Origin of the sequence: Thioalkalivibrio sp. ALJ16 (assembly GCF_000377345.1) — a bacterium.
GTDB lineage: Bacteria > Pseudomonadota > Gammaproteobacteria > Ectothiorhodospirales > Ectothiorhodospiraceae > Thioalkalivibrio.
Window position 1 is genome coordinate 23,000 of the sequence record NZ_KB898054.1, and the last position, 26,888, is coordinate 49,887.

At 68.0% G+C, this 26,888-nt stretch carries 22 protein-coding genes; 14 read left to right on the forward strand and 8 right to left on the reverse strand.

The genetic code is table 11. The annotated features are described in order from the left end of the window. Positions 1-64: 64 nt before the first annotated feature. The 7 genes from D000_RS0112055 to D000_RS0112085 all read right to left on the reverse strand — a co-directional run bounded on the left by D000_RS0112055 (position 65) and on the right by D000_RS0112085 (position 8,371). On the reverse strand, positions 65-2,323 hold the full coding sequence (locus D000_RS0112055; protein ID WP_018873782.1) for an RND family transporter: 2,259 nt from the start codon (positions 2,321-2,323) through the stop codon (positions 65-67). Then, positions 2,323-4,263, reverse strand: coding sequence for a FimV/HubP family polar landmark protein (locus tag D000_RS0112060; RefSeq protein ID WP_018873783.1), 1,941 nt, complete (start codon positions 4,261-4,263; stop codon positions 2,323-2,325). Before D000_RS0112060 ends, D000_RS0112055 begins: the two co-directional genes overlap by 1 nt. 82 nt (positions 4,264-4,345) lie before the next feature. After that, positions 4,346-5,158 carry an outer membrane lipoprotein-sorting protein gene (locus tag D000_RS0112065; RefSeq protein ID WP_018873784.1) on the reverse strand — a complete coding sequence of 271 codons (813 nt, stop codon included), beginning with the start codon at positions 5,156-5,158 and terminating at the stop codon, positions 4,346-4,348. After that, on the reverse strand, positions 5,158-6,069 hold the full coding sequence (locus tag D000_RS0112070; protein ID WP_018873785.1) for a ThiF family adenylyltransferase: 912 nt from the start codon (positions 6,067-6,069) through the stop codon (positions 5,158-5,160). Before D000_RS0112070 ends, D000_RS0112065 begins: the two co-directional genes overlap by 1 nt. Next, complete coding sequence (locus D000_RS0112075) at positions 6,066-6,941, reverse strand: PEP-CTERM/exosortase system-associated acyltransferase (RefSeq protein ID WP_018873786.1); 876 nt, start codon at positions 6,939-6,941, stop codon at positions 6,066-6,068. Before D000_RS0112075 ends, D000_RS0112070 begins: the two co-directional genes overlap by 4 nt. A gap of 2 nt (positions 6,942-6,943) precedes the next feature. Beyond that, a complete protein-coding gene (locus tag D000_RS0112080; RefSeq protein ID WP_018873787.1) occupies positions 6,944-7,660 on the reverse strand; it encodes a GNAT family N-acyltransferase in 717 nt (238 codons plus the stop codon). Positions 7,661-7,795: 135 nt separating this feature from the next. Further along, positions 7,796-8,371, reverse strand: coding sequence for a PilZ domain-containing protein (locus D000_RS0112085; protein WP_018873788.1), 576 nt, complete (start codon positions 8,369-8,371; stop codon positions 7,796-7,798). Between the two features lie 362 nt (positions 8,372-8,733). Between D000_RS0112085 and D000_RS0112090 the strand changes: the two genes are divergently transcribed. The 14 genes from D000_RS0112090 to D000_RS0112155 all read left to right on the forward strand — a co-directional run bounded on the left by D000_RS0112090 (position 8,734) and on the right by D000_RS0112155 (position 26,303). Next, entirely contained in the window at positions 8,734-10,284 is a 1,551-nt protein-coding gene (locus D000_RS0112090) for an XrtA system polysaccharide chain length determinant (protein WP_018873789.1), read from the forward strand. Between the two features lie 115 nt (positions 10,285-10,399). Then, complete coding sequence (locus D000_RS0112095; RefSeq protein WP_018873790.1) at positions 10,400-11,296, forward strand: XrtA-associated tyrosine autokinase; 897 nt, start codon at positions 10,400-10,402, stop codon at positions 11,294-11,296. After that, complete coding sequence (locus tag D000_RS0112100; RefSeq protein ID WP_018873791.1) at positions 11,271-12,794, forward strand: TIGR03016 family PEP-CTERM system-associated outer membrane protein; 1,524 nt, start codon at positions 11,271-11,273, stop codon at positions 12,792-12,794. Before D000_RS0112095 ends, D000_RS0112100 begins: the two co-directional genes overlap by 26 nt. A gap of 3 nt (positions 12,795-12,797) precedes the next feature. Continuing rightward, the gene (locus D000_RS0112105; RefSeq protein WP_018873792.1) at positions 12,798-13,892 is read left to right on the forward strand and encodes an XrtA/PEP-CTERM system-associated ATPase; all 1,095 of its coding nucleotides are present in this window, start codon (positions 12,798-12,800) and stop codon (positions 13,890-13,892) included. Between the two features lie 13 nt (positions 13,893-13,905). After that, a complete protein-coding gene (locus D000_RS0112110; protein WP_018873793.1) occupies positions 13,906-14,811 on the forward strand; it encodes an XrtA system polysaccharide deacetylase in 906 nt (301 codons plus the stop codon). After that, the gene (locus D000_RS0112115) at positions 14,795-15,862 is read left to right on the forward strand and encodes a FemAB family XrtA/PEP-CTERM system-associated protein (RefSeq protein WP_018873794.1); all 1,068 of its coding nucleotides are present in this window, start codon (positions 14,795-14,797) and stop codon (positions 15,860-15,862) included. Before D000_RS0112110 ends, D000_RS0112115 begins: the two co-directional genes overlap by 17 nt. Positions 15,863-16,003: 141 nt before the next feature. Continuing rightward, a complete protein-coding gene (locus D000_RS0112120; RefSeq protein WP_018873795.1) occupies positions 16,004-16,375 on the forward strand; it encodes a GxxExxY protein in 372 nt (123 codons plus the stop codon). A gap of 45 nt (positions 16,376-16,420) precedes the next feature. After that, entirely contained in the window at positions 16,421-17,671 is a 1,251-nt protein-coding gene (locus D000_RS0112125) for a TIGR03087 family PEP-CTERM/XrtA system glycosyltransferase (RefSeq protein ID WP_018873796.1), read from the forward strand. Continuing rightward, the gene (gene xrtA / locus D000_RS0112130; RefSeq protein ID WP_018873797.1) at positions 17,661-19,220 is read left to right on the forward strand and encodes an exosortase A; all 1,560 of its coding nucleotides are present in this window, start codon (positions 17,661-17,663) and stop codon (positions 19,218-19,220) included. Before D000_RS0112125 ends, xrtA begins: the two co-directional genes overlap by 11 nt. Positions 19,221-19,267: 47 nt before the next feature. Beyond that, on the forward strand, positions 19,268-20,395 hold the full coding sequence (locus D000_RS0112135) for a TIGR03088 family PEP-CTERM/XrtA system glycosyltransferase (RefSeq protein WP_018873798.1): 1,128 nt from the start codon (positions 19,268-19,270) through the stop codon (positions 20,393-20,395). Between the two features lie 203 nt (positions 20,396-20,598). Then, positions 20,599-22,512 (forward strand): XrtA/PEP-CTERM system amidotransferase, encoded by a 1,914-nt coding sequence (locus D000_RS0112140; protein WP_018873799.1) that lies wholly within the window; start codon positions 20,599-20,601, stop codon positions 22,510-22,512. A gap of 28 nt (positions 22,513-22,540) precedes the next feature. Then, entirely contained in the window at positions 22,541-23,899 is a 1,359-nt protein-coding gene (locus D000_RS0112145; RefSeq protein WP_018873800.1) for a phenylacetate--CoA ligase family protein, read from the forward strand. Further along, the gene (locus D000_RS0112150) at positions 23,896-25,098 is read left to right on the forward strand and encodes a glycosyltransferase family 4 protein (protein WP_018873801.1); all 1,203 of its coding nucleotides are present in this window, start codon (positions 23,896-23,898) and stop codon (positions 25,096-25,098) included. Before D000_RS0112145 ends, D000_RS0112150 begins: the two co-directional genes overlap by 4 nt. Beyond that, the gene (locus D000_RS0112155) at positions 25,095-26,303 is read left to right on the forward strand and encodes a glycosyltransferase (protein ID WP_018873802.1); all 1,209 of its coding nucleotides are present in this window, start codon (positions 25,095-25,097) and stop codon (positions 26,301-26,303) included. The genes D000_RS0112150 and D000_RS0112155 overlap by 4 nt, the downstream gene beginning before the upstream one ends. A gap of 417 nt (positions 26,304-26,720) precedes the next feature. Here D000_RS0112155 and D000_RS0112160 read toward each other — a convergent pair. Next, positions 26,721-26,888: hypothetical protein (locus tag D000_RS0112160; protein WP_018873803.1), on the reverse strand; the 168-nt coding region annotated here is incomplete at its 5' end.

Below are 26,888 nucleotides of genomic sequence, written 5' to 3' on the forward strand. Positions count from 1 at the left end.
GCGCTTGTAAAACATCTCGACAGGATGTCTTTTCCGGGGGTGTTCGCGGCCCCGGGCGGGCGGTTCAGGCCGTGCGACGGCGGCCCAGGCGGTGCGCGGCGACCAGCAGTGCGGGTAGCACCAGCAGGTCGAACAGCAGGGCCGCGATCAGGCCAAAGGCCGTGAGCAGGCCAAAGGCGGCGGTGGGCTGGAAGTCGGACAGGGCCAGCAGCACGAACTGCCCCACCAGTACCAGCGTGGTGGCGGTGATCGCCCGGCCGGTGCGGCGGTAGGTGCGCGCCAGTGCCCAGGCGATCGGGCTCCCGGCCTGCCGGCGCTGGCGATAGCCATGCAGGAGGTGGATGGTGTCGTCGATCGCGATGCCGATGGCGACACTGGCGATCATCGCGGTGGCCATGTCCAGCCAGATGCCGAGCACGCCCATCAGGGCAAAGATCATCGCGACCGGGGCGAGATTCGGCACCATGCTGAACACGGCCACTGGGACCGAGCGCCACATCCACAGCATCAGGACCATCAGCATCGCGGCCACGGTGTAGAGGCTGTGCAGTTGGCCCTGGATTAGCAGGCGTTCCTGGTCTGCAAACAGGCGCGCCATGCCCGCGAGGTCCCAGTCCATATCCGCGGGGGGCTGGGCCTGCAGGTGGGCGCGCAGGTCGTCCATCAGGGCGTTGATCTCGCCGGCGCCGTGGGCATTCAGGTTCAGCAGCAGGCGGCTGCGTTCGAAGTCGCGATCGACCACGTCGTACAGGTCCCGCCCGTCGTAGATGAACAGGTACTGGGCCACCAGGTCGCTGCTGTCGGGGATACTGCGGTAGGCCGGGTCTTCCTCGTTGAAGGCCCAGTGCATCTCGGTCACCAGGTCCGGCAGCGACAGGCTGTAGTCCACCTCGGGGCGGGCATCCAGCCAGGCCTGTAGCCGCTGGATCGCGCGCAGGCGTTCCGGGTCCTGCAGGCTGTCCCAGTCCGGTCCGTGCAGCACCACTTCCAGTGCCATTACGCCGGACAGCGAAGCCTCCACCGCGCGTGTGGACTGGGTGATCGGATGATCGTCCTGAAAAAATGCGTACAGATCGGTCTCCACCTCGACGTGGCGGATCTGCGGCAGCGCCAGTGCGAGCAGCAGGGCGGCGCCCCCGAGTACCCAGCCCGCGCGGCGTATGGCCAGATGCGCGGCCAGACCCGTTACGCGGTCCAGCAGGCGCAGGCTGCGTTGCGGCGTCTTCCAGTCGCCCCGGTCCCAGCGCGCCATCAGCGCCGGCAGCAGCCACAGCACGATGGCCGCGGCCAGCAGCACGCCGATGGCGCCCATCAGGCCGAAGGTGCCGATCGGGCGAATGCTGCTGACGTTCAGCGATGCCAGGCCGGCGGCGGTGGTCAGGGCCATGAACAGGGTGGGGCGGGCCACGGCGGCTAGCGCCGCCCGCACCCGTGCCTCGCCCTGGTGCCCGCGCTGTGCCGCGTGCAGCAGCGCGTTGAAGAAGTGCATCAGCATCGCGATCGTGAGGGCGGTCAGCAGCGGCGGCAGGATGGCCGATATCAGGGTGAAGGGGCGCTCGAGCAGGATCAGCAGGGCAATCGTGGGCCCGGTGACCGCGCTGATGGTGGCGGCGGCTACGCCCACCACCAGCCAGCGCCGGAACAGCCACCACAGCAGCAACAGGCCCACGGTCATGGTACCGGGCACCAGCAGGGCGAGGTCCTTGAGCATGGCGCGCAGCTGCGCCACATCCAGGGCGATGTGCCCGGCGACCGCGTCGAGGTCGTTTTCCAGGCCATGGGCGGCCGCGCTGCGCCGCAGCAGTTGCTCCAGTTGCAGCCGTTGCAGGCTGTTGTCCAGTGCGTAGGGGCGCACGATGAGCGCGAGGGCCTGTCCGTCGCGGCCTGCGACCAGCCCCGGTGCGAAGCGGTCTTCCAGGGTGCGCGCACGCCACTGCTCGGGGCTGCGCGCCGCCAGGTCGCCGGTATCGATCAGGGGTTCCACCGAGAATCCGTGGGTCGTGGCCCGGATGTGGTCGAGCGTCGTTACGGCGAGTACGCGTTCGACCGTCGGGTCGGCCTCGAGGTCGCGCGCAAGTGCGCCCAGGCGCTCCAGGAACTCGGGCTGGAACAGGCCGGGCCCGGCAAACAGGCCCACCAGCACCTGGTCCTGCGGGAAGTGTTCGCGCACCTCGCGATCAAACTGTACCGCCGGTGCGTCGGCCGGGAAGTACGCCTCCGGGGCGTTGTCGAAATCGACCTGCAGCAGGATCGGGCCCGGCACCAGGATCAGCAGGGCCAGCAGCACCAGCGCCAGGGTCGGATGCCGCAGCATCCAGTGCATCAGAACTGCCCCCGCCAGCCGAGGACCAGCATGCGGTTATCCTGGTAGAAGCCGCCGACGGTGCCCTCGGCCCCGTCCAGCCAGTGGAGCCCGAGGTAGAGCTCCATCGGTTCGTTGGCGATCCAGGCCAGTTCCGGATTCAGGTAGATATCGCGCCGGTTGAGGCCCAGCGAGTAGCGCAGGCGTGCGCGCCAGCTGTGGGCGGAGAACGGTGCCTCGAACTCGCCGGTGGCGAAGTAGCTTTCGCGTGCGTCCAGCACATCGCCTGCACTGAGCAGGTGCTGGCCGGCGAGTTGCGTGGTCATGCGGAAGTCGCCATCCCCGGGGAAGCCCTCGACCCCGACCACCCAGTCGACGCCCTCCACCGTCGTCTGGCGCAGATCCGCACGCCGGGTGACCGGCACGTCGCTGAGCCACGCGGCCTCGGCGCGCCAGGTCCAGGCGCCGGTGGTAAAGGCGGTATCACCGCCCACCACCCAGGTCCGCGGGTGTACCGCCTCCAGCGCGGGGTCGTCCGGGGTGGTGCCGGCCGCCAGTGCCTGCCGCGAGGGCTCGTCAAAGCGATAGTACGGCTGCGAATGACGGGCGCGCTGCACGGTCACGGCCAGGTCGGCGCCGCGCCCGGAGCGGCCGAGCCGGATGCCGCCGCCCCCGTCCCCGGAGACGTCGTCCTCCAGCCGCGCCTGCTGGACCACTGGCGCCAGTGCGGGGTCTGCGGGCAGTCCCAGCAGGCGGCCACGGGTACGGTCCACCGGGTGCCAGAGGCTGTCGCGGTCCGGCAGTTCCGCGGGCCGGAACAGGGGCAGGAACACGAGGTCGGCATGCCACGGGCCCTGGAACCACTCGGCGCGGATGGCCGGGTTGGCCCGGCGGCGCTCGGCGTACGGGTCGAGTCCGAAGCGGGTGAGGTCCTTGGTGCTGAGACGGTCGGTGGGCGGGATCTCGTCGACTCGCCCCCAGAGGATGCGCTGGGTACCCACGGTCAGGCGCGCATTCTCGCCCCGGTAGCGCAGGTAGTTCTCGTCGTAGTCGGCGCGGGCGCGGGTCCGCTCGGGAAAGTCGCCGCCCTGCTGCGCCTGCAGGTCGGCGCGCACACCCAGGCGCAGCTCCCAGCGGTCTCCAAGGGGGCGTCCGGCACGGAGCAGCCCGCGGGCGTACTGCGTGGTATCCACCGGGCGGTCGGAGGCGGCGAGAATGCCGGCCTCCAGCAGCAGGTCGTCGAGGCGGACGTCCCAGGCTGTGGCGGGCGCGTCCGCGGCGTCCGGCTCCTCGTCGGGTTCGGGTCGGGCCGCGCCGAAGGTGAAGCCGCGCGCGGGGGACGGGTCTGCGTCCGCGGCATCATCGGCCTCTGTGGTTTCGGGTTCCCGGGGATCACTCGCGCCCGGCGCCGCGCGCTCCAGGGCCTGGGCATCCGGGCTATCCGGGGTGGCGGGCGGCGGGCGTGAGGCAGCGTCCGCGATAGTCGCGGCGCCGCGGGCGAGTTCCGGCGGCACCCGCAGCACGCTGCCGGCCCGCAGCCGGTCGATGCTGCCATCGAAGGCATTCGGGTTGTGTTCGTACAGGGCCTGTGCCATCTGCCGTACCGGCATGTCCTCGTCCGGGCGCAGTCGGGTGGCAATGCTCCACAGGGTCTCGTCGCTGCGTACGCGGTGCGCGCCCTGCTCGGCCGGCAGCGGTTCCGCCGCCTGCACGCGGGCGCGGGCCGCATCGGCAACGTGCTGCTGCAGGCGGTCGGCCGGGGGTAGTGTCAGTGTGGCTCCGGCGCGCAGCCGTTCCAGCGCGCCGTCGAAGGCGTGCGGATTGTGTTCATAGAGGGCGAGCATCATCTGCTGCACGCTGACGTCGGTGCTCGGGCGCAGGCGCTCGGCGATGCTCCAGAGGGTGTCCTGGCTGCGTACCGTGTAGGTGGTCGTGTCGCTGGCCGTGACCAGAGCGGGCACTGCCGGGGTTACGGCCAGGGCAACGGCCAGGGCGATCGCGACACCTGAGGGGCGCCACCGCGCAGGCAGCCGCGGGCCGGGGCTACGGGCGATAGGGGCGCGCACGTTCCGGGTCCGCCAGTCCGCGGGTGGTGAACAGGTCGCGCGGCAGGTCGGTGTCGTAGACGATGTCTTCGACTTCCAGCACGGTCACGCGGCCGCTGCCGAGGTCGGTCATGGTGCTGCGCATTACGGTCCAGTAGCCCTGCACCTCCAGGATCTCCTGGACTTCCACGCGCTTGGCGGGTTCGTCGCCCCCCTCATACAGGTCGATGCGCAGCGGGATCAGGGTCTCCTCGTGCACCCAGCTCAGGCGCTTGCTGTACACCGAATTGCCGGGGTCCACGGGCGTGCTCTCGAGGAGCGTGACCTCGACCCCTTCGAAGGTCTCGGTCCCCAGGATCCGATGGTGATCCTTGTGCGGTTCGCGGTCTTCGAGGTCCTCGAAGTAGAGTTCCGACTGCACGAAGCTCCCGCCCCGGTTCTCGCTGCTGATGCGGCGCTCGCGCTGGGCGGCGGGCAGGTAGAGCCACTGGTCGACATCGCCCCCCGGATGGTTGTGCACCAGGATCGCGGTATCGGCGATGTTGCGTGGCGAGGTAAAGCGGATCAGGTTCCAGCTCTCGCCCGGTTCGTCACCGTCAAGGCGGTATTCGTAGCTTTCGCGGACGCGTTCGCGTCGCCCCGCCCCGGTCAGGGTCATGATGCCGCGCGTGACCGAGTCACGGCCGTCGGGCCGCTGGTGGATGGCCTCGGCCAGCGCGCGACCATCGGTTTCCGCCGCCGCATCGGCCTGGGCGCTGGATGCGAAACCCGCAAGGGCGCCCGCCAGGGCCAGGAGGATCAGGATCTTCATCAGTCGGTTCTCTTGTTCGCGGAGGCCGGACGCGGGCGCTGGTCGCCCAGCCGTGCCAGTCGCCGCCGCGCCACCGCCAGTACCAGGCGCTGCAGCGGGTTGCGGTTGCCACCCGGGCGCCAGGTGCGAGCCAGGCGTTGCCGGTAGGCATCATAGTGAACCCCCCGGGGGGCCCAGGTCACGCGCCCGCGTTCGAGCAGGATGCGGAGGGCCTCGGTGCCGGCCACGCCGGCGCACAGGTCGCAGGCCATCGGGGTCGAGGGACCGCGCTGCGCCGCGAGGTCGACCGTGTCCGGATCGGCCAGATAGCCCATCTGCAGCATCGCCGGGGCCAGGCCCACCATGAATCGCAGTGCCAGATCCTCGTCGTCGAGCCCGTCGCGCAGGTCAAAGTACTGGTCGAAGGACATGCCCGCCGGGTCGAAGTTGAGCAGTGCCGCCCCCATGCCCAGGGGCGCAACGGTGACGGCCGGGATGCCGCGTTCGGCGCAGGCGGCGAAGACCCGGCGGCGCATGTCGAAGGCAAAGAAGTCGAGGCCGTCGACGTAGAGATCCACGTCGGCGAGAAAGGCATCGAGATTGTCGGAGGTCACCCCCTGCGCGAACGCGGTGATGTCGAGTTCCGGGTTGATGTCCCGGGCCATCGCTTCCATCACCTCGACCTTGGAGCGGTCCAGGCGGGACTGCGTGGCGCCGACCTGGCGGTTCATGTTGGCCAGCTCGAAGATGTCCGGGTCGGCGATATTGAAACGGCCGATCCCCAGGCGCACCAGGGTCAGGAGGTGGGCGCCTCCCACGCCGCCGAGCCCGGCGATGGCGACACGGGCCGTGCGCAGCCGCTGCAATTCCGCTGTGGTTACCCAGCCGACCGTGCGTGCGAATGCCGTCTGGTAGTCGAATGCGGAGCTCAATTGTGCAACCCGTGGTGCCCGCGGTCGGGTATGGCCGCCCAGCCGGGCGGGGCCTGAATGATGCGCGCGCCCGGCGCAACAGAGGGCCGCCGCTGCGGGTGTGCGGCGGGACCGGGGCGGATGCCGGGCAGACGTGGCAGGGAGTGCAGCAGGGTCGTCTCCACGTATCGGCTGAGCTCGCTGAGCGCGCTCGAATTGCGGATGCTCTCGTGGGCCTTTCCGGAGTCGATGTAGAACGCGGCGCGCTTGCCATGGTAGTTCACGACTTCTCCGATCTGGGTGAACTCCAGACCGGTGTGGCGCAGGATGCGTGCAAGGGCGGGTTCCATCATCGCGTAGGCGTGCTGCTTGCGGTAGTGCACGCAGACCAGGGTCGCGGCCACGAACAGGCTGACCGCCAGGATCGGGAACACGCGGATCTGGTCGGGCGAGAACTTCAGGGCTTCGACATCGCCGATCGGGGTGGCGGCCTCGCCGTTGCGGCGGCGGAACATGCTGTGCACGGCCAGGCGCGATACCTCGCAGATGCTGTCGCGATCGAGGCGGTCGGGGTGCCATTCGCCGTCGAACAGGCTCTCGCCGCAGTGACGCTCCATCGGCAGTTGCGCGATCGGGTCCTGGGACTCGACATGGACGACACGCACGCACCCGGCGGCCATGCTGCTGGGTCGGTGTTCCAGAAGGCAGTGCCAGGCCTGGGTGTCGTACTCGTCGGCCTCCCGGTGGCCAGGGCAGTCTTCCTCGCGCTCGAATCCGAACTCCTTGCAGTACACCTGGTAGCGAAGATGCTGGATATCCTCGAGATCGCCTCCAGCGCGCTTGGACAGCCGGAAGTACTGCTTGAAGGCGTTGACCACAGAACCACTTTCCATGCCTAGTGTCCTCCTGCCGCAAGCGCCGCCATGTCCAGGGGCGCATCCTCGGGGCGCGCGGGCTGCCTGGGGTGGGGGGCGTGTCCCGGCGCGGGGCCCTCCCATGCAGTGTAGTGGGGAATATCCGGGTGCGTCGGGAGCTGCAGGCGCTGGCGCCAGGCGCGTAGCGCCTCGCCCGCCGCGCGGGTGTGCGCGAGGCAGGGGATGCGGGTCCCGCGATGCCGGTGCGGGGCGCCACAGACCTCGATCGGCAGACCGTGGCGCTGCAGCAGCCGCGTCAGGGCCGGGCGTACCAGGAAGAAGATGCGCGCGTAGCCATGGCGCCGGGCATAGTCCTGCGCCGCCTGGCACAGATGGTAGAGGACCTCGGGCGAGGCCTCGCGCACGATCAGGCGCGACACCTCCAGTGCGGGCACATGCGTGGCGGCAGCCACGTCGGGGAACAGGCGGCAGTGCGCGGTCGTGGGCAAGGGCCGCTTCCCCGGCAGGATCAGCCGCATGGTGCCGACCCAGCATGCCTCGGACGGGTGCCCCTCGCGGTGGATCAGGAAGTGCTCGGCGTGGTCGTCGTAGGCGTCACTTTCGATACCTTCCGGATGTTGCGAGGCCGGCTCGAACCCGGTCTCGCGGCAGTAGACCTCGTAGCGTAGCCGGAAATGTATATGCCGTGCGGCCTCCGAGCGGGCCAGGTAGGTGCGGAACCGGCTGGGTCTAGACACGTGTCGATCGACCCCCTGCAGCGGGCGGGACCCGCGAGCCTGGTGATCCGGGCTTGCCGGCCATCGTGGCCAGACTGGCCATGCAGTGATTCATGCTGCTGTACCTTTCAGGTTGAGAGTGACGGGCCGTCCGCTTCAGGCGGCGGCCTCCTGGAATTCCAGACCGACCCCGCGCGGGCCGGAAAACACGACAATCCCGTCGCGTACACGGCCATCCGGCACTACAACCCGGATCGTCGTGCCCGGCGGTAGCCGCGGCTGGTAGCGCAGTGGCATCACGCGTGCGCCAAAACGCGAGATATCTACCAGCCGACAGCGAGCCGGTCGTCCCTGAATCCACATCTCGGTCAGCAGATTGACCATCTCGCGCGGCCAGCGCCGACGCTCCATCCGCGCGGGTGGAGCGTCGGTATCGGCGTCCTGTTCCACGCCGAACTGCCATGCGAGGGCGCCGCCCCAGTGCCGCTCCTCCGCCGAGCCGGCATAGATGCGGGCCTGCGCCGGGTGGGTCACCGGGGGCGCGCCCAGCCGGTCGATCAGCGCGGCCACGAAGCTGGCGGAGACCTGTTCATACTCCTCGGTGGTCTCGAGGTCCTGGTACAGCTGGCCATGGATCTCGTCGAGAATGCGCAGGCGCTGGTCCCAGTTCTCGTCCGCGATCACCGGGAACCAGAAGTCCGCGAGCTCCAGTGCCAACTTTTCGTGACTCATCAGCGATCCTTGATGGCCGGTGCGGGGGCCGCTGCAAGCTTGAGACTCTACCCGGGGGTGAACAAGCAAACCGTGTGCCGGTGCACAGAAAACACCGGGATTCGCTTGCTGCCGGGAACTCCGGGGGCGCCGTGATCTGCGCGTCAGTTCGCTGGATGTAAACAATCTCGACACCTGTGGACAGGTCTGGGCAAACCCACTTCAATGAACTTGGGATATCCCCAAGTCCGGGCGCACCCGCATGGCGGTGTCGAGCGCCGATAGCTCCGGCGCGAGGCAGGTGCGGCCGGTGACAGTGATCGCTGCAGACCGACCCGCGGGTGCCTTCGCGCTCCCGTGCGTTCGGCGGGAAGCTGGGCAGTATGGAAAAGATCGTTCAAGAGCTCTGGCAGCACGTCCGGGCCACCTGGCGCAAGCGCTGGTGGATCCTGCCGGTCGCCTGGCTGGTGTGTATCGGGGGCTGGGCCTATGCCCACAACCTGCCGGACACCTACCAGGCCGATGCCCGGATCTACGTGAATACCCAGTCCGTTCTGGACCCCCTGCTGCGCGGCATGACCGTGCGCCCCAATACCGAACAGCGCCTGCGCATGATCACGCGCACCCTGCTGAGCCGTGACAACCTCGAGGAGATCGCGCGCGAAAGCGATCTCGACGTACTGACCGGCAACTCCAGCATGGATGCCCAGGTCGCCCTGCTGCGCTCGCGGCTGACACTGGATGGCGGCGAGCGCGACAACATCTACAACGTGCGCTTCCGCCACAGCAATCCGGAGGTGGCCTACCGCGTGGTCCGTGAAACGGTCGACCTGTTCATGGCCCGCGGCATGGGCGACTCGCGCCTGGATCTGACCACCTCCCAGCAGTTCATCGAGCGTCAGCTGGAGAACTACGAGCTGCAGCTGCAGGAGAAGGAGGCCGAGATCGAGCAGTTCAAGCGCGACAACGCCCGCTTCCTCAGTGGTGACGGCAATTTCTACTCGCGTCTGGAGCGCACCCGCGATCAGCTGCAGCAGGCGCGCCTGCAGAAGCGCGAGGCCGAGAGCCGCCTGCAGACCCTGGAGCGGCGCGGGCGCGAGGCCCAGGCCAGCGGTGGCGGCCCGCTCGGCTACCACAACCCCGAGCTCGACCGCCGCATCAGCGATCTGCAGGAAAACATCGATGCCATGCGCCTTCGCTACACCGACGAACACCCCGATGTGGTCTCCTCCCGGCGCATCCTGGCCGAGCTGGAAGAGCGACGTGAACGCGAGGCCGAGGCATTCGCGCAGAACCCGCAGGCGATCCAGCGCCCGGGTGGCAGCAACGAAGCCCTGCAAAATGCCATCAATGAAACCGAAAGCCAGATCGCCTCGCTGACCACGCGCATCGCCGAGTTCGAGGATCGGGTGGCCCGGCTGGAGGGTGACGTGGACCGCGCCCCGGCCGTGGAGTCCGAGCTGACCTCCCTGACCCGCAATTATGATGTCCTGCGCAATTCCTTCCGGCAGCTGCAGGATCGCCGCGAGCAGGCGGTGATGTCTCAGGCCGTCGAGGTTCAGACGGATGCCGTCGACTTCCGGGTGCTCGAACCGCCGCGCCAGCCCACGTCCCCGGCCTCGCCGGACCGTCCGATGCTGGCGACGGCTGTGCTGCTGCTGGGTATCGGCGCCGGAACCGGCTTGGCATTTCTGCTGTCGCAACTGCGGCGCACGGTGGGTAACAGCCAGCAGCTGGCCGCGGTCACCGGGCGCCCGGTGCTGGGGACGGTTTCGCGGGTGCGCACGCCGATGACGCGGCGCCGCCGCCTGTCCGAGCTGGCCGTGTTCAGCGCGGCCCTGGGTACGCTGGTCCTGGTCTACGTGGTGGTCATGGGGTTGTACGCGACCGGTTCCGAGTTCCTGCTGGACGAGCTTATGGGATGGCTGCGATGAGGGTGCCGGGCGGGTTCGCCGGGCACGTTTCCGGTCATCGCCGGGCGCACCGACTATCTTCCAGGAGGCGGCCCGGCTGGGTGCAGCCGGTGGCCGCAAGGGGACGGATCACGCGATGAGCATTATCGAGAAAGCGCTGGACAAGAACCGGGCGCGCCAGCCGTCCCCGGAGCCACCGGTCCAGCAGGAGGCAGTCGCCGAGCCGACCCCGGCCGCACCCGAGCCCCGTCAGGAGCCGGTGTCCCGCCAGGTCACGATCGATTTCGCCTGGCTGCGCAAGCAGGGGATTATCGTGCCGGGCGACCAGCGCTCCAGCGTGGCGGAGGAGTTCCGCATGATGAAGCGCCCGCTGCTGAACAATGCCTTCGGCCGTCATGCCGCGATGCGGGTGCCCAAGGGGCGGTTGATCATGATCACCAGCGCCCTGCCCGGCGAGGGCAAGACCTTCACCAGTGTGAACCTGGCCCTGAGCATGGCGATGGAACTGGAACGCACGGTGCTGCTGGTGGATGCCGATGTGGCGCGACCGGCCATTCCCCGCGCGCTCGGTTTTCAGGCCGATCTTGGTCTGATGGATGTGCTCAGCGAGCCCGACATCGAGATCCCCGATGTGCTGCTGCGAACCAATGTGGAAAATCTGACCGTCCTGCCTGCGGGGCGCCCCCACGGGCGCTCGACCGAGATCCTGGCGAGCGACGTGATGCACAACCTGATTGACGATCTGCACGACCGCTACGAGGACCGGATCATCCTGTTCGATTCGCCCCCCCTGATGGCCACCAGCGAGCCGGGGGTGCTGGCCAATCACATGGGGCAGGTGCTCATGGTGGTGGAGGCCGATCGCACGCCGGTCAGCACGGTGGAGCGGGCGATGCATCAGCTGGATTCCTGCGGCGTCGTGCTGACGTCGCTGAACCGCGCGACGCCCGGGATCGGCATGGGCGGGCAGTACTACGGTGGCAGCTACTATGGCAGCGAGCGTGATCATGCAGCCGGCGCCGCGGCCCGCTAGCGCCCGACGCCAGCGGCGTCCGGCCGCGTGCGGCTGGGGTGCCGGTGCCGTCGCCATCATCGCGCTGGCCGCGCCGGCGAGCGCCCTGGCGGTGGACTGGACCTTCACCCCGCGGGTAACGGTATCCGCGGAGGTGACCGACAACGCCCGCCTGGCGCCGCGCGGCGAGGAGGATTCCGACCTGATCGGTACCCTCGCGCCCGGTTTTACGCTGCGCGGCGAGGGTGCGCGCAGCGATACCCGCCTCGATTACCGCATGAATGCACGCTTCTACGCCGACGATTCCCGCCAGGACCGCACCACCCACAGCCTGCGTGGCGCCAGCAGCTGGGAGCTGGTGGACGACACCTTTTTCGTGGATGTCGGGGCATCGCGCACCGAGCAGGCCGCATCGATCCTCGCGCCGGTCGGCATCGGGGGCAGCACCCCGCGCGAGAACCTGCAGGAGACCACCACCTACAGCATCTCGCCGATGCTGCGGACCCGCTATGGCAGTTTCGCCACCCAGGAAGTCCGCTACACCTACGGCGAGAACCTGTATCACCGCAGCAATCGTCAGGACAGCGACTACCACCGGGCGGAGTATGTGCTCGACAGCGGCGCGGCCTTCAACCGCCCGTTCTGGCAGGTCGCCGGGTTCTACGAGAAGGAGCGCTTCGAGGATGGGCTGGAGGGCGAGTTCGGACAGATCAGTGGAACGCTGGGCTATCGCTTTGGCCGGTCGCTGCGCCTGTTCGGCGTAGCGGGGCAGGACTTTAACGATTACGCCACCACCCGCGAGGACGATGACGGCGGCTTCTGGCAGGTCGGCGCGGGCTGGGCGCCAACCCGGGTGACCAACATCGAGGCCCGCTACGGCGAGCGCTACTTCGGCAAGAACCGGTCGCTGGCGGTGGATCATCGCAGCCGCCGGTCGACCTACCGGATCAGCTACAGCGAGGGCGTGACCTCAACCCGCCAGCGTCGTGACGGCCCCTTCGCCCAGCTGGCCGAGGATGCGCAGTTCATGAGCATGGACGAGCTACTGGAAAACTATACGCTCGAGGAAATCTTCCTGTTTGCCCTGAATCCGGAGCTGGGCGACGAGGCCTTCGTCGAGGGTTTTTACCTGACGCGCAGCTGGCGCGCAGGCTGGAGCTACGACACCGGGCGCAGCGTGTTCGGGATCAACCTGAGCCAGACCGAGCGCGAATCGGAAACCCAGACCAACGTCGGCCTGTTCGAGGACAACCGCACCCAGCGCGGGGCCAACGCGTTCTGGCAATGGCGCTACGGTCCGCGTACGACGACTTTGCTGACCACCGGAATCAGCCGCACCGACTTCGCCGACAGCGATCGCGAGGATGACCTCTGGTTCCTGCGGGCCAGCGTCAGCCGCCAGCTGACGCCGGACACCTCCGCCAGCCTGGCCTACCGGCACCAGCGCCGGGATTCGAACGCCGCGGCCAACGAGTACCGCGAGAACGCGATCATCGGCACGCTGACCAAGGAGTTCTGAGTCATGTACGAGGAATTCTATGGCTTCACCGGCCGCCCGTTCGCGCTGAGCCCAGACCCGCGCTTCTTCTTCGCCAGCAAGGGCCACAGCCGGGCGATGGCGTATCTCGAATACGGCGTGCAGCTGGAGGAAGGCTTCATCGTCATTACCGGCGAGGTCGGGGCCGGCAAGACCACCCTGGTGCGCAGCCTGTTCGAGACCCTGAGCGACAAGCCCCTGGTGGCGGCACAGCTGGTCAGCACCCAGCTCGATGCGGCCGACCTGCTGCGCTCGGTCTGCCTTGCGTTCGGTCTCGAGGATGCCCCGAACCACAAGGCCGGTCAGCTCCGGCGTCTGGAGTCCTTCCTGCACGACACGCGGGCCCGCGGCCAGCGGGCCCTGCTGGTGGTGGACGAGGCCCAGAACCTGGGCCCCGACGCGGTGGAAGAGCTGCGCATGCTGTCCAACTTCCAGGGCGAGGACGGGCCGCTGCTGCAGAGCTTCCTGCTCGGCCAGCCGGAGTTCCGGCGCCTGCTGCGCAGCGAGAACATGCAGCAGCTGCGGCAGCGGGTGATCGCGACCTATCACCTCGGCCCGATGGACGAGGACGATACGCGCGCCTACATCGAGCACCGCCTGGCGCGCGTGGGCTGGAATGGCCGGCCGCGTTTCGATGCCGACATCTGGCCGCGCATCCACGACTACACCAGCGGCATTCCGCGCAAGGTCAACACCTTCTGCGACCGCCTGCTGCTGATGGGCTACCTCGAGGAATGTGCCGACCTGGATGCGGCCCGGGCGCAGCAGGTCATCGACGAGATTGAAGAAGACCTGGAGGGCGTCCTGCTGGAGGAGGCAGCCCCCGCCGCCGCGCCAGACCCGGCCGTGGCCAGCGCGCCCGCAGGCAAGGCCCCGGCCTCCGACGACCAGGCCGTGGCCAGCCAGGTCGCCATGCTGCGGATCGAACACGATATCGAGGCGCTGGAGGAACGGCTGCAGCGGATCGAGCGCAATCTCCTGGTCAACTTCCGGGTGACCCAGGAGGTGCTCAAGATCGTGCGCGACGAGGACTACGCGCCCGAGTCGGTCCCGCCGGTCTCCAGTGCTGCGCGCTCCTAGGCGGAAATCGGTGATGCAGATGCAAGCGGCTACGCGACCCAACGCCCTGACGGTCGATGTCGAGGACTACTTTCAGGTATCGGCGCTGGCTCCCTGTATCCCGCGCGACAGCTGGGATGCCCGCGAGTGCCGGATCGAGCGTAACCTCGACCGCATCCTCGAGCTGTTCGAGCAGAACGCCGCCCACGCGACCTTCTTCACCCTTGGCTGGATCGCCGAGCGCTACCCCCGCGCGATCCGCCGCATCGTGGATGCGGGGCACGAGCTGGCCAGCCACGGCTATGGCCACGAACGCGTAACCGACCTGACGCCGGCGGCCTTCCGCGCCGATATCGAACGCGCCCAGGGTATCCTCGAGGACCTCTCCGGCACCCCGGTCCGGGGCTATCGCGCACCCAGCTTCTCGATTGGCGAGGGCAACCTCTGGGCCCTCGAAGTGCTGCGCGAGGTGGGGCTGGAGTACAGCTCGAGTATCTATCCGGTGCATCACGATCACTACGGCATGCCCCAGGCGCCGCGCCACCCGCATCGACCGGTGTCCGCTGGCGTCCTGGAGCTGCCCCCGGCGACGCTGCGCATGGCCGGGCGCAACCTGCCGGCGGCCGGTGGCGGCTATTTCCGCCTGCTGCCCTACGCGCTGTCGCGCCGGGCGCTGAACCGCATCCGGGCCGTGGATGCGATGCCCGCGGTCTTCTATTTCCACCCCTGGGAAATCGACCCCGAGCAGCCCCGCGTTCCCGGTCTCGCGGCGCGCAGCCGCTTCCGCCACTACGTGAACCTGCATCGCATGGAGGCGCGTCTGGAACGGCTCCTGCAGGACTTCCGCTGGGACCGCATGGACCGCGTGTTTGCCGCGGACCTGGCGGCGAACACCGAACATGCGCAGGTAACCGGAGACGGCGATGTACGAACCGCCTGAGCAGCGGGCCCATGGTTCCGGGGCCCTGCAGATCCACACCCTGACCCCCGCGGACCATGACCGCTGGGATGCCTTCGTGGCGTACTGCCCGCAGGCGACATTCTTTCACCGCGCCGGGTGGTCGACGGTGCTGGAGCAGGCGTTCGGGCACGAGACCTATTTTCTGTATGCCGAGGCGGACGGCATCATCCAGGGGGTGCTGCCGCTGGCGCGCATCCGTTCGCGCCTGTTTGGCCATTCCCTGTCCTCGCTGCCCTTCTGCGTCTACGGGGGCATCGCGGCTGTAAACGAGGCGGCTGCCGAGGCCCTGGATACCCGGGCACAGGCGCTGGCCCGCAGCCTCGGGGTCGATTTCCTCGAGTATCGCCAGCGCGCGCCCCGCCACACGGACTGGCCGACCAAGAGCGAGCTTTACGTCACCTTTCGCCGCACGCTGGATCCGGACGTGGAGGCCAACATGAACGCCATCCCGCGCAAGCAGCGCCGCATGGTGCGCAAGGGCATCAAGGCGGGGCTGGTCAGCGAGATCGAGCGTGACATCGATCGCTTCTACCCCATCTATGCGGCGAATGTCCGCCGCATGGGGACCCCGGTATTCGGCCGCCAGTACTTTCGCACCCTGCTCGAGGTATTCGGCGATGCCTGCGACGTGCTGACCGTGACCCATGACGGCGAGGCGGTCGCCAGCGTGGTCAGCTTCTGGTTCCGCGACGAGGTGCTGCCCTACTACGGCGGCGGGACGCCCCGGGCGCGCGAGGTCGCGGGCTACGACTTTCTCTACTGGGAGCTGATGCGGCGTGCCTGCGAGGCGGGCTATCGGGTGTTCGACTTCGGTCGCAGCAAGCGAGACACCGGCTCTTTCAGCTTCAAGAAGAACTGGGGCTTCGAGCCACAGCCGCTGTACTACGAGTACGACCTGGTTCGTGCCCGCGAGATGCCCGACGTCAATCCGCTGAACCCCAAATACCGCTACTTCATCAAGGCCTGGCAGAGCCTGCCGCTGCCTGTCGCCAACTGGCTCGGGCCCAAGCTCGCCCGCTCCCTCGGCTGAAAAGCCTTCCGACCACCGAGGCCACAGCGAACACCGAGCAGGTCAAGGTCAAGGGCGGATTCACCACAGAGAGCACAGAGGACACAGAGAACTGCGGTATTGAAAAAATCATCGCGCATGGATGGCGCAAAGAGCATGGGAATGGACGCCACGGATTTGACGGGACGTGTGATTGGTGCAGCCATTGAGGTGCACCGGGAGCTGGGCCCTGGCCTGTTGGAGTCGGTCTACGCGAAATGCCTGTTTCACGAGCTCACCGAGAGGGGGGTGGAGTGTTTGATGGAGGTGCCCCTGGCAGTCAATTACAAGGGGTTCCCCATCGACTGTGGTTACCGAATCGACCTGCAGGTCGAGCAGGAGCTGATCGTCGAACTGAAAAGTGTCGATGCGTTGCAGCCCGTCCACCACGCCCAGCTTCTTACCTATATGAAACTGTCGAACGTGCCGACCGGCCTGCTGATCAACTTCAACACCCTGCTTCTGAAGGACGGTATCAAGCGGTTCAGGCTTTGAATTCTCCGTGCTCTCTGTGTCCTCCGTGGTAATACAGGCCCTTTAATGGATGATCTTCTTTATCTGGTGCATCGGATTCCGTGGCCGCCGAACAAGGGCGACAAGATCCGTTCGCACCATATGCTGCGCTACCTGGCGCAGCACTATCGGGTGCACCTGGGCACCTTCATCGACGACCCGGACGATGCCGCCTGGCTGCCCTATGTCGAGTCGATCTGTTCCAGTGTCTGCGCCCGGCCGCTGCCGCGGCGGCGGGCCCAGCTGCGTGCGCTGACCGGCTTCCTGACGGGCGAGGCGCTGACCGTGCCGTGGTATCGCGATCGCGAACTGGCACGCTGGGTCCGCGCGACCCTGACCCGGCACCCGGTTGCCCGCGCCGTGGCCTTTTCCTCGGCCATGGCCCAGTACCTGCCCGAGGGCCGAGGGCGTACCCGGGTCATCGATTTCGTGGATGTCGATTCCGACAAGTGGACCCAGTACGCCCCCACCCGGCGCTGGCCCATGAGCGCGATCTATCGCCGCGAGGGGCGACGGCTGCTGGCCTACGAGCGGCAGGTCGCGCAGACCAGTGATGCGGCCCTGTTCGTGTCGCCGGCGGAGGCGGACAGCTTCCGCGCGCGGGCGCCCGAGGTGGCGGGCCGGGTACACGCCTTGAACAACGGGGTCGACGGTGCGTTCTTCGCACCGGATGCGGTGGCCGCGTCCAACCCCTATCCCGCCACGGCGCGCACCATCGTGTTCTCCGGGGCCATGGACTACTGGCCCAACGTCGATGCGGTGGTCTGGTTTGCCGAACGCATCCTGCCGCGCCTGCGTGCCCGCCACCCGGACGTTGCGTTCTGCATCGTCGGCAGTCGGCCGACCCCGGAGGTGCAGGCGCTGGCCGAGCGGCCCGGTGTCACCGTAACCGGGTTCGTGGAGGACGTGCGTCCGTGGATTGCGCATGCGGATGTGGCTGTCGCGCCGCTGCGCATCGCCCGCGGGGTGCAGAACAAGGTGCTCGAGGCGATGGCGCTGGCGCGCCCGGTGGTGGCCAGCCCGCAGGCCCTGGAGGGGCTGACTGCGCTCCCCGGGCGCGAGGTCATTTGTGCAGAGGCCGAACCGGAGGCCTTCGTGCGGGCGCTGTCCGGCCTCCTCGCCACGCCCGATCCCGCGCTGGGCCCGGCCGCCCGCGCCCGGGTGCTGGCGGACTACGACTGGTCCCGCAATCTGGCTCAGCTCGACGAATTCCTGCGCCCGCCGCCTGGTGGCGCCTTCGCCAATGTCGCTGCCCCGGAGGCCGCCCATGGTCGCTGATGCATCCGCGGTCGGTTCGCCCGCAGGCCGTTCCTCCTGGTGGCTCGCCGCGCCGATCCTGGCGCTGGGCCTGGCGGTCCTGGGCTGGATGTACTACCCGACGTTCGCGTCCATCGTTGCGATCTGGAACCGTTCCGACACCTTTGCCCACGGGTTTTTGATCGTCCCGATTGTGCTGTTTCTGCTGTTCCTGAAACGCGACGAGGTGCTGCCCCTGGAGCCGCGGCCGGCCTGGTGGGCACTGCTGCCGCTTCTGGGGCTTGCACTGCTGTGGGTGGCGGGAGAGCTGGTGGGTGTGTTGTCGGTGCGCCAGTTCGCGGCCGTGCTGATGATCCCCGCGCTGTTCTGGCTGGTGCTGGGCAGCGCGATCACCTGGCGTCTGCAGTTCCCGCTGGCGTATCTCCTGTTCGCGGTGCCGTTCGGTGAATTCCTGGTGCCGCCGATGATGGACCTCACCGCGGACTTTACCGTGACGGCGGTCCAGCTGACCGGCATCCCCGTCTATCGCGACGGGCTGTACTTCGATCTCCCCACGGGCCGCTGGTCGGTGGTCGAGGCCTGCAGCGGTGTGCGTTACCTGATCGCTTCGGTGGCGCTGGGCACCCTCTACGCCTACCTGATGTATCGCAGCCCCTGGCGCCGCCTGGTGTTCGTTGGCGTCTCCATCGTGGTGCCCATCGTCGCCAACGGTCTGCGGGCCTACATGATCGTGATGATCGGCCACCTGAGCGACATGCGTCATGCCGCCGGAGTCGACCACCTGATCTATGGCTGGATCTTCTTCGGGGTGGTGATTGCGCTGATGTTCGCCATTGGTGCGCTGTGGCGCGAGGACATGGATGCGCCGGCGCCAGGTCGGGACGCCGCGGCTTCGGGCGGGCCGCGCGGCCCGCAGCGCGCCGGTGCGTTTGCCGGTGCGGCGGTGCTGGCCGTGGTACTGGCCAGTGCCGCGCCGCTGTACGCCGGCTGGATGAATCAGCGCGATCTGGGGCCGGTCGTGGCCCTGGGCACGGGCCCGCTGGCACCGGCGGGGTGGCAGGCTCTGGAGGATCAGGATGCCGCCTGGGAGCCGGGGTACCGCGGTGCCCGCGACGGGCGCGGCGGACTGGTGACGGCCGCCGACGGCGGCGCGGCGGTGGGCATGCATGTGCTGTTCTACCGCGAGCAGTACCGGCACGGGAACATGGTGGGCTGGGCCAACACCCTGGCCGGGCGCGATCGTGCGGGAGAATGGTCACAGTCGCGTCGCGGCCGCGTCGCGCTGGAAGGGTACCCCAACCCGGAACGCTTCCTGCTGAACGGTCCCGGACAGCAGCTGCTGGTGTGGCGCTGGTACTGGGTGGATGGCCGCCTGACCACCCTCCCGCATGAGGTCAAGGCGCGCGAGGCCCTGAACCGGCTGCTCGGTGGCCGCGACGATGCCGCACTGGTGGTGCTGTATGCGCCGCTCGCAAGCGGACCGGATGCGGCGGAGGCGGCACTGCGGGCCTACGCCGCCGATGCCCTGCCCGAGCTGCTCGAACAGCTCGACCGTGTCGCGCGACAGTGACGGGCGCCCTCGTACCCGCGGCCCGGGATGGCGATCGGCGCCCCTGTGTGGCCCATATCATCCATCGCCTGGATATCGGGGGCATGGAGAACGGGCTGGTCAACCTGATCAACCACATGCCCGGGGAGCGCTTTCGCCACGCCATCATCTGCATGACGGATTACACCGATTTTCGTCATCGGATCCAGCGCGACGACGTCACGCTGCATGCGTTGCACAAGCGCGAGGGCAAGGACCTGCGGGTGCACCTGCGCCTGTGGCGGCTGCTGCGCGCGCTGCGCCCGGATATCGTCCACACGCGTAACTTCGGCACGCTGGAGGCGCAGGCCACGGCGGCACTGTCTGGCGTGCGTGCGCGCGTGCACGGCGAGCATGGCTGGGACGTCGGCGATCTGGATGGCACGCGCAGTCGCAATCGCCGCCTGCGGCGCCTGGTGCGCCCGTTGGTGGGGCATTACATCGCGCTGTCGCAGCACCAGAAGGGCTATCTGCGCGACGCGATCGGAGTGGCCCCGGATCGCCTTTCCCACATCTTCAATGGTGTCGATACCGGCCGTTTCGCGCCCCGTGTCGAGGCTGCCTGTACAACGCCCCTCCCGGAGGGCTTTCGCACGCCGGGGACCTTCGTAATCGGCACGGTCATGCGCATGCAGGCGGTGAAGGCGCCGCTGAATCTGGCGCGGGCCTTCGTCGCGCTGCGCGAACGCATGCCCGCGGACTTCCCGCGCCTGCGCCTGGCCATGATCGGGGACGGGCCGCTGCGCGCGGAGGTTCAGCGCTATCTGGAGCAGTCCGGGGTGGCGCATCAGGCCTGGCTGCCGGGTGCCCGCGAGGACATCCCGGACTGCCTGCGGGCCCTGGATCTCTTTGTGCTGCCCTCGCTCGCCGAGGGCATCTGCAACACCATTCTCGAGGCGATGGCCACGGGGCTCCCGGTGGTCGCGACGGATGTCGGGGGCAACCCGGATCTGGTCCAGCCGGGCGCCACCGGCGTCCTCGTGCCGGCGGGGGATGCGGATGCCATCGCCAGCGCGCTCGCGGGGTACCCCGGCGATGCCGCGCGCACTGCGAGCGAGGGCGCGAACGCCCGTGCCCGGGCCGAGGCGGACTTCAGCATGGAGGCGATGGTCACGGGTTACATGGCGGTATACGACCGGGTACTGGCCCGGCGTTAGTTGTGGCGCTAACGCCAGCGGCCCCGCGGCGCGAATCGCGGGCGCTCGGTGGCGGGGTTGTCGTTTATTCTGGACTTTCCGTGATGGTGCGAGGGGCCCGGCCCGAACCGGTGCCCGTCCGGCGGCTCCGCCCAGCGTCGACCGGGCCGTAGTTCGCCCGAATCCGATCGAAGCCCAGGCAAGGAAGCAATCAGGATCCCTACATGTGCGGCATCACCGGCATCTTCGATCTGCGCGACCGGCGACCGGTAAACCGGTCCCTGCTGGAGGCGATGAACGAGACCCAGTACCACCGTGGCCCGGACGAGGGTGGCGTGCATCTGGAGCCGGGTGTGGGGCTGGCGCATCGGCGCCTGTCGATCATCGACCTGGCCAGCGGGCAGCAGCCGCTGTTCAACGAGGACGAGACCGTTGTCGTCACCTACAACGGCGAGATCTACAACTTCCCCGAGTTGACCACCGAACTGCAGCAGGCGGGCCACCGCTTCCGTTCCCACTGCGACACCGAGGTGATCGTGCATGCCTGGGAGGAGTGGGGCGAGGCCTGCGTGCAGCGCTTTCGTGGCATGTTTGCCTTCGCCGTCTGGGACCGCAACCGGGATACCCTGTTCCTGGCCCGCGATCGCCTCGGGATCAAGCCCCTTTATTACAGCGCGCTGGCCGACGGGCACCTGATCTTCGGTTCGGAGCTCAAGGCCCTGATGGCACATCCGGAGCTGCCTCGCCGCATGGATCCGCATGCGGTTGAGGACTACTTTGCCTTCGGCTACGTACCGGAGCCGCGCAGCATCTTCCGCGGCGTGCACAAGCTGCCACCCGGTCACACGCTGACCCTGCGGCGTGGCCAGGGCCGCCTGAGTGAGCCGCGCGAATACTGGGATGTCCCGTTTGCGGACAACGGCGTCACCCACCTGGACACGGCCGCCGAAGAGCTGACCGCCCGCCTGCGCGAGGCGGTGGATATACGCATGGTGGCCGAGGTGCCGCTGGGGGCCTTCCTGTCCGGCGGGGTCGACTCCAGCGCGGTCGTCGCGATGATGGCGGGTCTGTCCGACGAACCGGTGCGCACCAGCTCCATCGGGTTTGCCGACCCGGCCTACGACGAGTCTCGCTACGCCCGGATGGTGGCCGAGCGCTACCACACCGACCACCATACGCGGGAGGTCGATCCCGACGACTTCGCGCTGCTGGATCGCCTGAGCGGGCTGTACGACGAACCGTTTGCCGACAGCTCCGCACTGCCGACCTACCGCGTCTGCGAACAGGCACGCCGGCAGGTGGTGGTGGCCCTGTCGGGGGATGGTGGCGACGAGAACCTGGCGGGCTACCGGCGCTATCGCCACCACCTGGCCGAAGAACGCCTGCGGGCGCCACTGCCTCTGGGGCTGCGGCGACCGCTGTTTGGCACACTCGCGCATCTCTATCCCAAGGCGGACTGGGCCCCGCGTCCACTGCGCGCCAAGGCCACCTTTCAGGCCCTGTCCAGGGATTCGATCGAAGGCTACTTCCAGGGCGTATCCATCCTGCGCGATGACCTCCGCGCCCACCTGTTTTCGCCGACGTTCCGGCGCTCGCTGCAGGGCTACGGCGCAGTGGAGGTCCTGCGCCGGCACGCGGAACGCGCGCCCACCGAACACCCCCTGTCCCTGGTGCAGTACCTGGACATGAAGACCTACCTGCCCGGCGACATCCTGACCAAGGTCGACCGTGCCAGCATGGCGCATGCACTGGAGGTACGGGTCCCGATCCTCGACCACCAGCTGGTCGAGTGGATCTCGGGGCTGCCGCCGGAACTCAAGCTGCGCGGGCCCGAGGGCAAGTTCGTGTTCAAGAAGGCTATGGAGCCCTACCTGCCGGAGGAGATCCTGTATCGCCGCAAGAAAGGGTTCTCCGTGCCGGTGGCTGAGTGGTTCCGTGGCCCTTTGCGTGAACGCATGCAGGCGCAGGTGCTCGGCCCGCGCGTCGGCGACTCCGGCATCTTCGACATGGACTACCTCAAGACCCTCGTGAACCAGCACGTCAACGGCGCCCGCGATCACAGCCCGGCGCTGTGGTCCGTGCTGATGTTCGACTCGTTCCTGCGCCAGCGTGTCGATGGCGCCACGGCTGATGGCTGACCCGAGCCCCGCAGACGTGGATTCCGGTATGCCCGCGCCGTTTTTGCCCCAGCCCGACTGGCCGCTGCGCATGCCGCAACGGCTGGCGGGGCGGCTCCTGTGGCCGCTGCACGAGCGCCTGCGTGGTCGGGAAACGGCCGCTCATTTGAAGGCCCTGCAGCGAGGTGAGCAGGCCGGGGTCGCCGCTCTCGGGCCCTTGCATCAATCACGCATAGAGGCCCTGCTGGCGCATTGCGCGGAGCACGTGCCCTGGTACCGGGAAGCCCTGGCAGGCCGCGCCCCCGAGTTAGGGAATTTTCCGATTCTCGAACGCGATACCGTGCGCGAGAATGGGCGAGCGCTGGTGGCCGACAACGCTACGGGGCCGCTATTGCCCTCCAGTACCGGGGGCTCGACCGGGCGGCCTCTGGTGTTCTGGACGGATCGCGTCAAGGAGGCACGCCACAACGCGCAGAAGCTCCGGTTTCGGGGCTGGTTCGGCATCCGTCCGGGCGATCGTCAGGTCGACTTCTGGGGTTCCCCCATCGAACTCGGCAAGACTTCGCGCCTGCGCGTGATCAAGGATCGCTACTTCCTCAACCAGGTCGTGCTCTCGGCCCACGATCTCACCCCCGAGCGTCTGCGCGCCTATGCCGGATTCCTCGGGCGCTTTCGACCGCGCCTGGTCTATGGCTACCCCACCGTGATCGTGCGTGTCGCGCAGACCCTGCGCGAGCACCCGGAACTCGCTCGCGGCTGGCGGCCGCAGGCGGTGGTGTGTACCTCCGAGATGCTGTATCCGCAGGTGCGCGGAACGATCGGCGAGATCCTGCAGTGTCCGGTCGCCAACGAATACGGATCGCGCGATGCGGGACTGATCGCGCACGAATGCCCCCACGGTCGCCTGCATATCGCGAGCGAGCATGTGCACGTGGAGGTCGACGAACCGGACGCCGAAGGGATTGGCGATCTGCTCGTCACCAACCTCGACGGGTATGCGATGCCGTTCGTGCGCTATCGCGTCGGCGACCGCGGCCGGCTGGGGGGCGAGGCCGGTACCTGCCCCTGCGGCTCGCCGTTGCCGACGCTCGATCGCCTGGAGGGGCGGCGCAATGACTTCCTGGTAGGCGCCGAGGGGCGGCGGGTTCACGGCTCTGCCGCCAACTACGTGATGCGCGAGTTGCCGCAGGTCGCTCAGTACCGGCTGGTGCAGCGTGCGGACCTCTCCCTCGATATCGAGGTGATCGCCAACGGCGCCTGGGGCGAGGCGCAGACCCGCACGGTTACCGAAGGGATGCACCGCATCCTGCATGCAAATGTGCCTGTGCGCCTGGAACTGGTGGAGTCCATCGCGCCGTCGCCTTCGGGCAAGTATCGCTGGGTCGAGAGCGAGGCGCTGGAGGCGTGAAGATCCTTTACCACCACCGCACTCGCGGCGAGGATGCCCAGGGCATTCATATCCAGTCCCTGTGCGACGCCTTCCGTGAGCTGGGCCATGAGGTTCACATGGTGGCGCCCCTGCAGCGCAGGGCCGAGGCGAGCAACACGCCAGTGCCCGCCAGGAACGAGGAAGGGGACGGCGATGCGAGGCCCACGCTGAAGGGCGTGCCGATCCCCTTCTGGTTCTACGAACTGCTATCGCTGGCCTATAACGGGCCCGCCTTCGTGTTGTTGCTGTGGGCGGTGCTGCGCCACCGGCCGGCCTTCATCTACGAGCGCTACAGTCTGTTCAGCTTTTCCGGGCGCCTGGTGGCCTGGCTGACCCGGCGTCCTCTCGTGCTGGAGGTCAATGCCCCGCTGAGCCTGGAACTGCAAACGCACGGGGATCTCGTGTTGCGGCGCCTGGCCCAGCGCATCGAAGACTGGCTTTGCCGCAGTGCCACCCGCACCATCGTCGTCACCCAGGCCATGGCGGATATCTTTGCCGCGCGTGGCGTCCCGCGCGAACGCCTGATGGTGATGCCCAATGGCGTGGACGGATCCCGTTTCAACCCCGAGGTGGACGGTCGTGCCGTACGCGAGCATTACGTACCCGCGGATGCCCGGGTGGTGGGTTTTGTCGGGTGGATCCGCCCCTGGCACGGCGTGGACGGGCTGATCCACGCCTGCGCGGCGCTAACGGGTGTGCACCCCAGCCTGCACCTGCTCATTGTGGGGGATGGCCCTGCCGTTCCGTGTCTCCAGAAGCTGGTGGTGGATCTGGATCTTGCCGAACGCGTCCATTTCACCGGGCCGGTGGAGCGCGACGCCATCCCGGCCCATATCGCGGCGCTGGATATCGCCGTACAGCCGGATGTCACCGACTACGCATCCCCGATCAAGCTATTCGAGTATCTGGCGCTGGGTCGCGCCGTGGTCGCTCCGGATAAACCGAACATCCGGGAAGTCGTACGCCACGACTCTAGCGCCCTGCTGTTCCCGCCGCGCGACTGGGGTGCTCTCGCCGAGCGTCTGGATACCTTGCTGGCGGACGATGCGGCCCGCGTGCGTCTGGGTCGTCAGGCCGCGACCCTGGTGGAAGATCGTGGCTATACCTGGCAGGCCAATGCGCGCCACGTGATCGCCAGTGTCTGCCCGGCGGATGCGTCGGCACGGGATCCGGCATGAAGCTCCTCGTCCTGTCGCGGGTGTTTCCCAATGCCGTGCAGCCCACCTACGGGGTGTTCGTGCGCGAGCGCATGTTCCGCGTGGCGCGTCATATCCCGCTGGTGGTGGTTGCGCCGGTTGCCTGGTTTCCCGGCCAAGGGTTGATCCGCCGCTTCTGGAATCCGCACTACCGGCCCCCGGTGCCTTATCACGAGGTGCAGGACGGGATCGACGTCTATCACCCCCGCTTCCTCTGCATCCCCGGCATCATGAAGTGGACCGACGGACCACTACTCGCGCTCAGCCTCCTGCGGCTGGTGTGGCAGTTCAAGCGGGACGAGGGTGTCACCGCCATCGATGCCCACTTCATCTACCCGGATGGCGTGGCCGCATGGCTGCTGGGGCGCTGGCTGAATCTGACCCACAGCATCACCCTGCGCGGGACAATCCTGCGTATCTCCCGCACAAGGCTGTCGCGCTGGATGTCCGCGCGCGCCATGCACGCCGCCGCCCGCGTGTTCTCCGTCTCCGGCGATCTGCGACGCGTCGCGCTGGACATGGGCATTGCCGACGATCAGGTGCAGGTGATGCCCAATGGCATCAACCTGGACTACTTCTACCCCGAGGACCGGGCGACCTGCCGCCAGGAGCTGGGCCTCCCGGAGGACGCAAAGATCCTGATCACCGTCGGTGGGCTGAACGAGCGCAAGGGTTTCCACCGCGTGATCGAGCAGATGCCAGCCCTGTTACGGCGTTTCCCCAATCTCCATTACCTCTGCGTCGGCGGTGGCGGACCGGACGGTAATGGCCAGGCCTGGCTGGAAGGGCTCGCACGCGAGCAGGGCGTGCAGGATCACGTGCACTTCACCGATGCTGTCGCGCCGGACCGCCTGCGGTTCTACTACTCGGCCGCCGACGTGTTCGTGCTGGCCACCCGTTTCGAGGGCTGGGCCAACGTCTTTCTGGAGGCGGCCGCCTGCGGCCTGCCCACGGTGACTACGCGCGTGGGGGGCAACCCGGAAGTCATCTGCTCGGATGCGCTGGGCACACTGGTCGAGCTGGGTGATGGCGATGCCCTGCGCGACGCGATCGAAGAAGCACTCACAACCGACTGGGACCACGCGGCGATCCAGGCCTACGCCCGCGAAAACCGCTGGGAGGCCCGCATCCCGATACTGGTGGATGCCCTGCGCTCCGCCCATTCGGCACAACCGCCAGCCGACTAAACAAGGCCAGGGCGTTTTCACCACAGAGGGCACGGAGCACACAGAGGGAAAAGATCGGGTTCACCACGAAGTACACGAAGGCACGAAGAAGGGCTTGTTCACAGGAAGTTAGGGAAGAAGGGAAGATTTTTGAGGGTGTTACGGGGCATGCCGGGTGATCGGGGTAACCCCAGCGCGCCGGATGCAGGCGACCATCGGAGCCCACAAGGACCCGAGTCCGCGCTCCGCCGCTCAGATGTCATCCCGGAAACCGCGCAGCGGTTATCCGGGATCTCGTTGGGGGTTGCGCGGCGTGGGTGTCAGGGCCTGGAGATCCCGGCTCTCCGCTTCGCTGCGGCCGGGATGACAGTGTCTTTTCATCCAGAGCCTTCCCGCACTTCCCGTCTTCCTGTGACCCGCCCTTGCGGTGAAGCTGGCTCAGGCAGTCTGTTTCCACGAACTGAATTCGCGGATTTGTTCCAGATCGGCCTGTTCCGACTGCTGCGCCTTGAATAAATCCCAGCGCACCTGAAGGCTCAACCAGAAATCGGGCGACATGCCGAAAAAGCGCGCCAGACGCAACGCAGTGCTGGGCGTAATGCCGCG

What these genes read in the sequence shown, in the direction of transcription:
- D000_RS0112055 (WP_018873782.1), bottom strand. Translation starts at nt 2,323, where the DNA reads ATGCACTGGATGCTGCGGCATCCGACCCTGGCGCTGGTGCTGCTGGCC.
- D000_RS0112065 (WP_018873784.1), bottom strand. Translation starts at nt 5,158, where the DNA reads ATGAAGATCCTGATCCTCCTGGCCCTGGCGGGCGCCCTTGCGGGTTTC.
- D000_RS0112075 (WP_018873786.1), bottom strand. Translation starts at nt 6,941, where the DNA reads ATGGAAAGTGGTTCTGTGGTCAACGCCTTCAAGCAGTACTTCCGGCTG.
- D000_RS0112085 (WP_018873788.1), bottom strand. Translation starts at nt 8,371, where the DNA reads ATGAGTCACGAAAAGTTGGCACTGGAGCTCGCGGACTTCTGGTTCCCG.
- D000_RS0112090 (WP_018873789.1), top strand. Translation starts at nt 8,734, where the DNA reads ATGGAAAAGATCGTTCAAGAGCTCTGGCAGCACGTCCGGGCCACCTGG.
- D000_RS0112095 (WP_018873790.1), top strand. Translation starts at nt 10,400, where the DNA reads ATGAGCATTATCGAGAAAGCGCTGGACAAGAACCGGGCGCGCCAGCCG.
- D000_RS0112100 (WP_018873791.1), top strand. Translation starts at nt 11,271, where the DNA reads ATGCAGCCGGCGCCGCGGCCCGCTAGCGCCCGACGCCAGCGGCGTCCG.
- D000_RS0112105 (WP_018873792.1), top strand. Translation starts at nt 12,798, where the DNA reads ATGTACGAGGAATTCTATGGCTTCACCGGCCGCCCGTTCGCGCTGAGC.
- D000_RS0112110 (WP_018873793.1), top strand. Translation starts at nt 13,906, where the DNA reads ATGCAGATGCAAGCGGCTACGCGACCCAACGCCCTGACGGTCGATGTC.
- D000_RS0112115 (WP_018873794.1), top strand. Translation starts at nt 14,795, where the DNA reads ATGTACGAACCGCCTGAGCAGCGGGCCCATGGTTCCGGGGCCCTGCAG.
- D000_RS0112120 (WP_018873795.1), top strand. Translation starts at nt 16,004, where the DNA reads ATGGACGCCACGGATTTGACGGGACGTGTGATTGGTGCAGCCATTGAG.
- D000_RS0112125 (WP_018873796.1), top strand. Translation starts at nt 16,421, where the DNA reads ATGGATGATCTTCTTTATCTGGTGCATCGGATTCCGTGGCCGCCGAAC.
- xrtA (WP_018873797.1), top strand. Translation starts at nt 17,661, where the DNA reads ATGGTCGCTGATGCATCCGCGGTCGGTTCGCCCGCAGGCCGTTCCTCC.
- D000_RS0112140 (WP_018873799.1), top strand. Translation starts at nt 20,599, where the DNA reads ATGTGCGGCATCACCGGCATCTTCGATCTGCGCGACCGGCGACCGGTA.
- D000_RS0112145 (WP_018873800.1), top strand. Translation starts at nt 22,541, where the DNA reads ATGCCCGCGCCGTTTTTGCCCCAGCCCGACTGGCCGCTGCGCATGCCG.
- D000_RS0112155 (WP_018873802.1), top strand. Translation starts at nt 25,095, where the DNA reads ATGAAGCTCCTCGTCCTGTCGCGGGTGTTTCCCAATGCCGTGCAGCCC.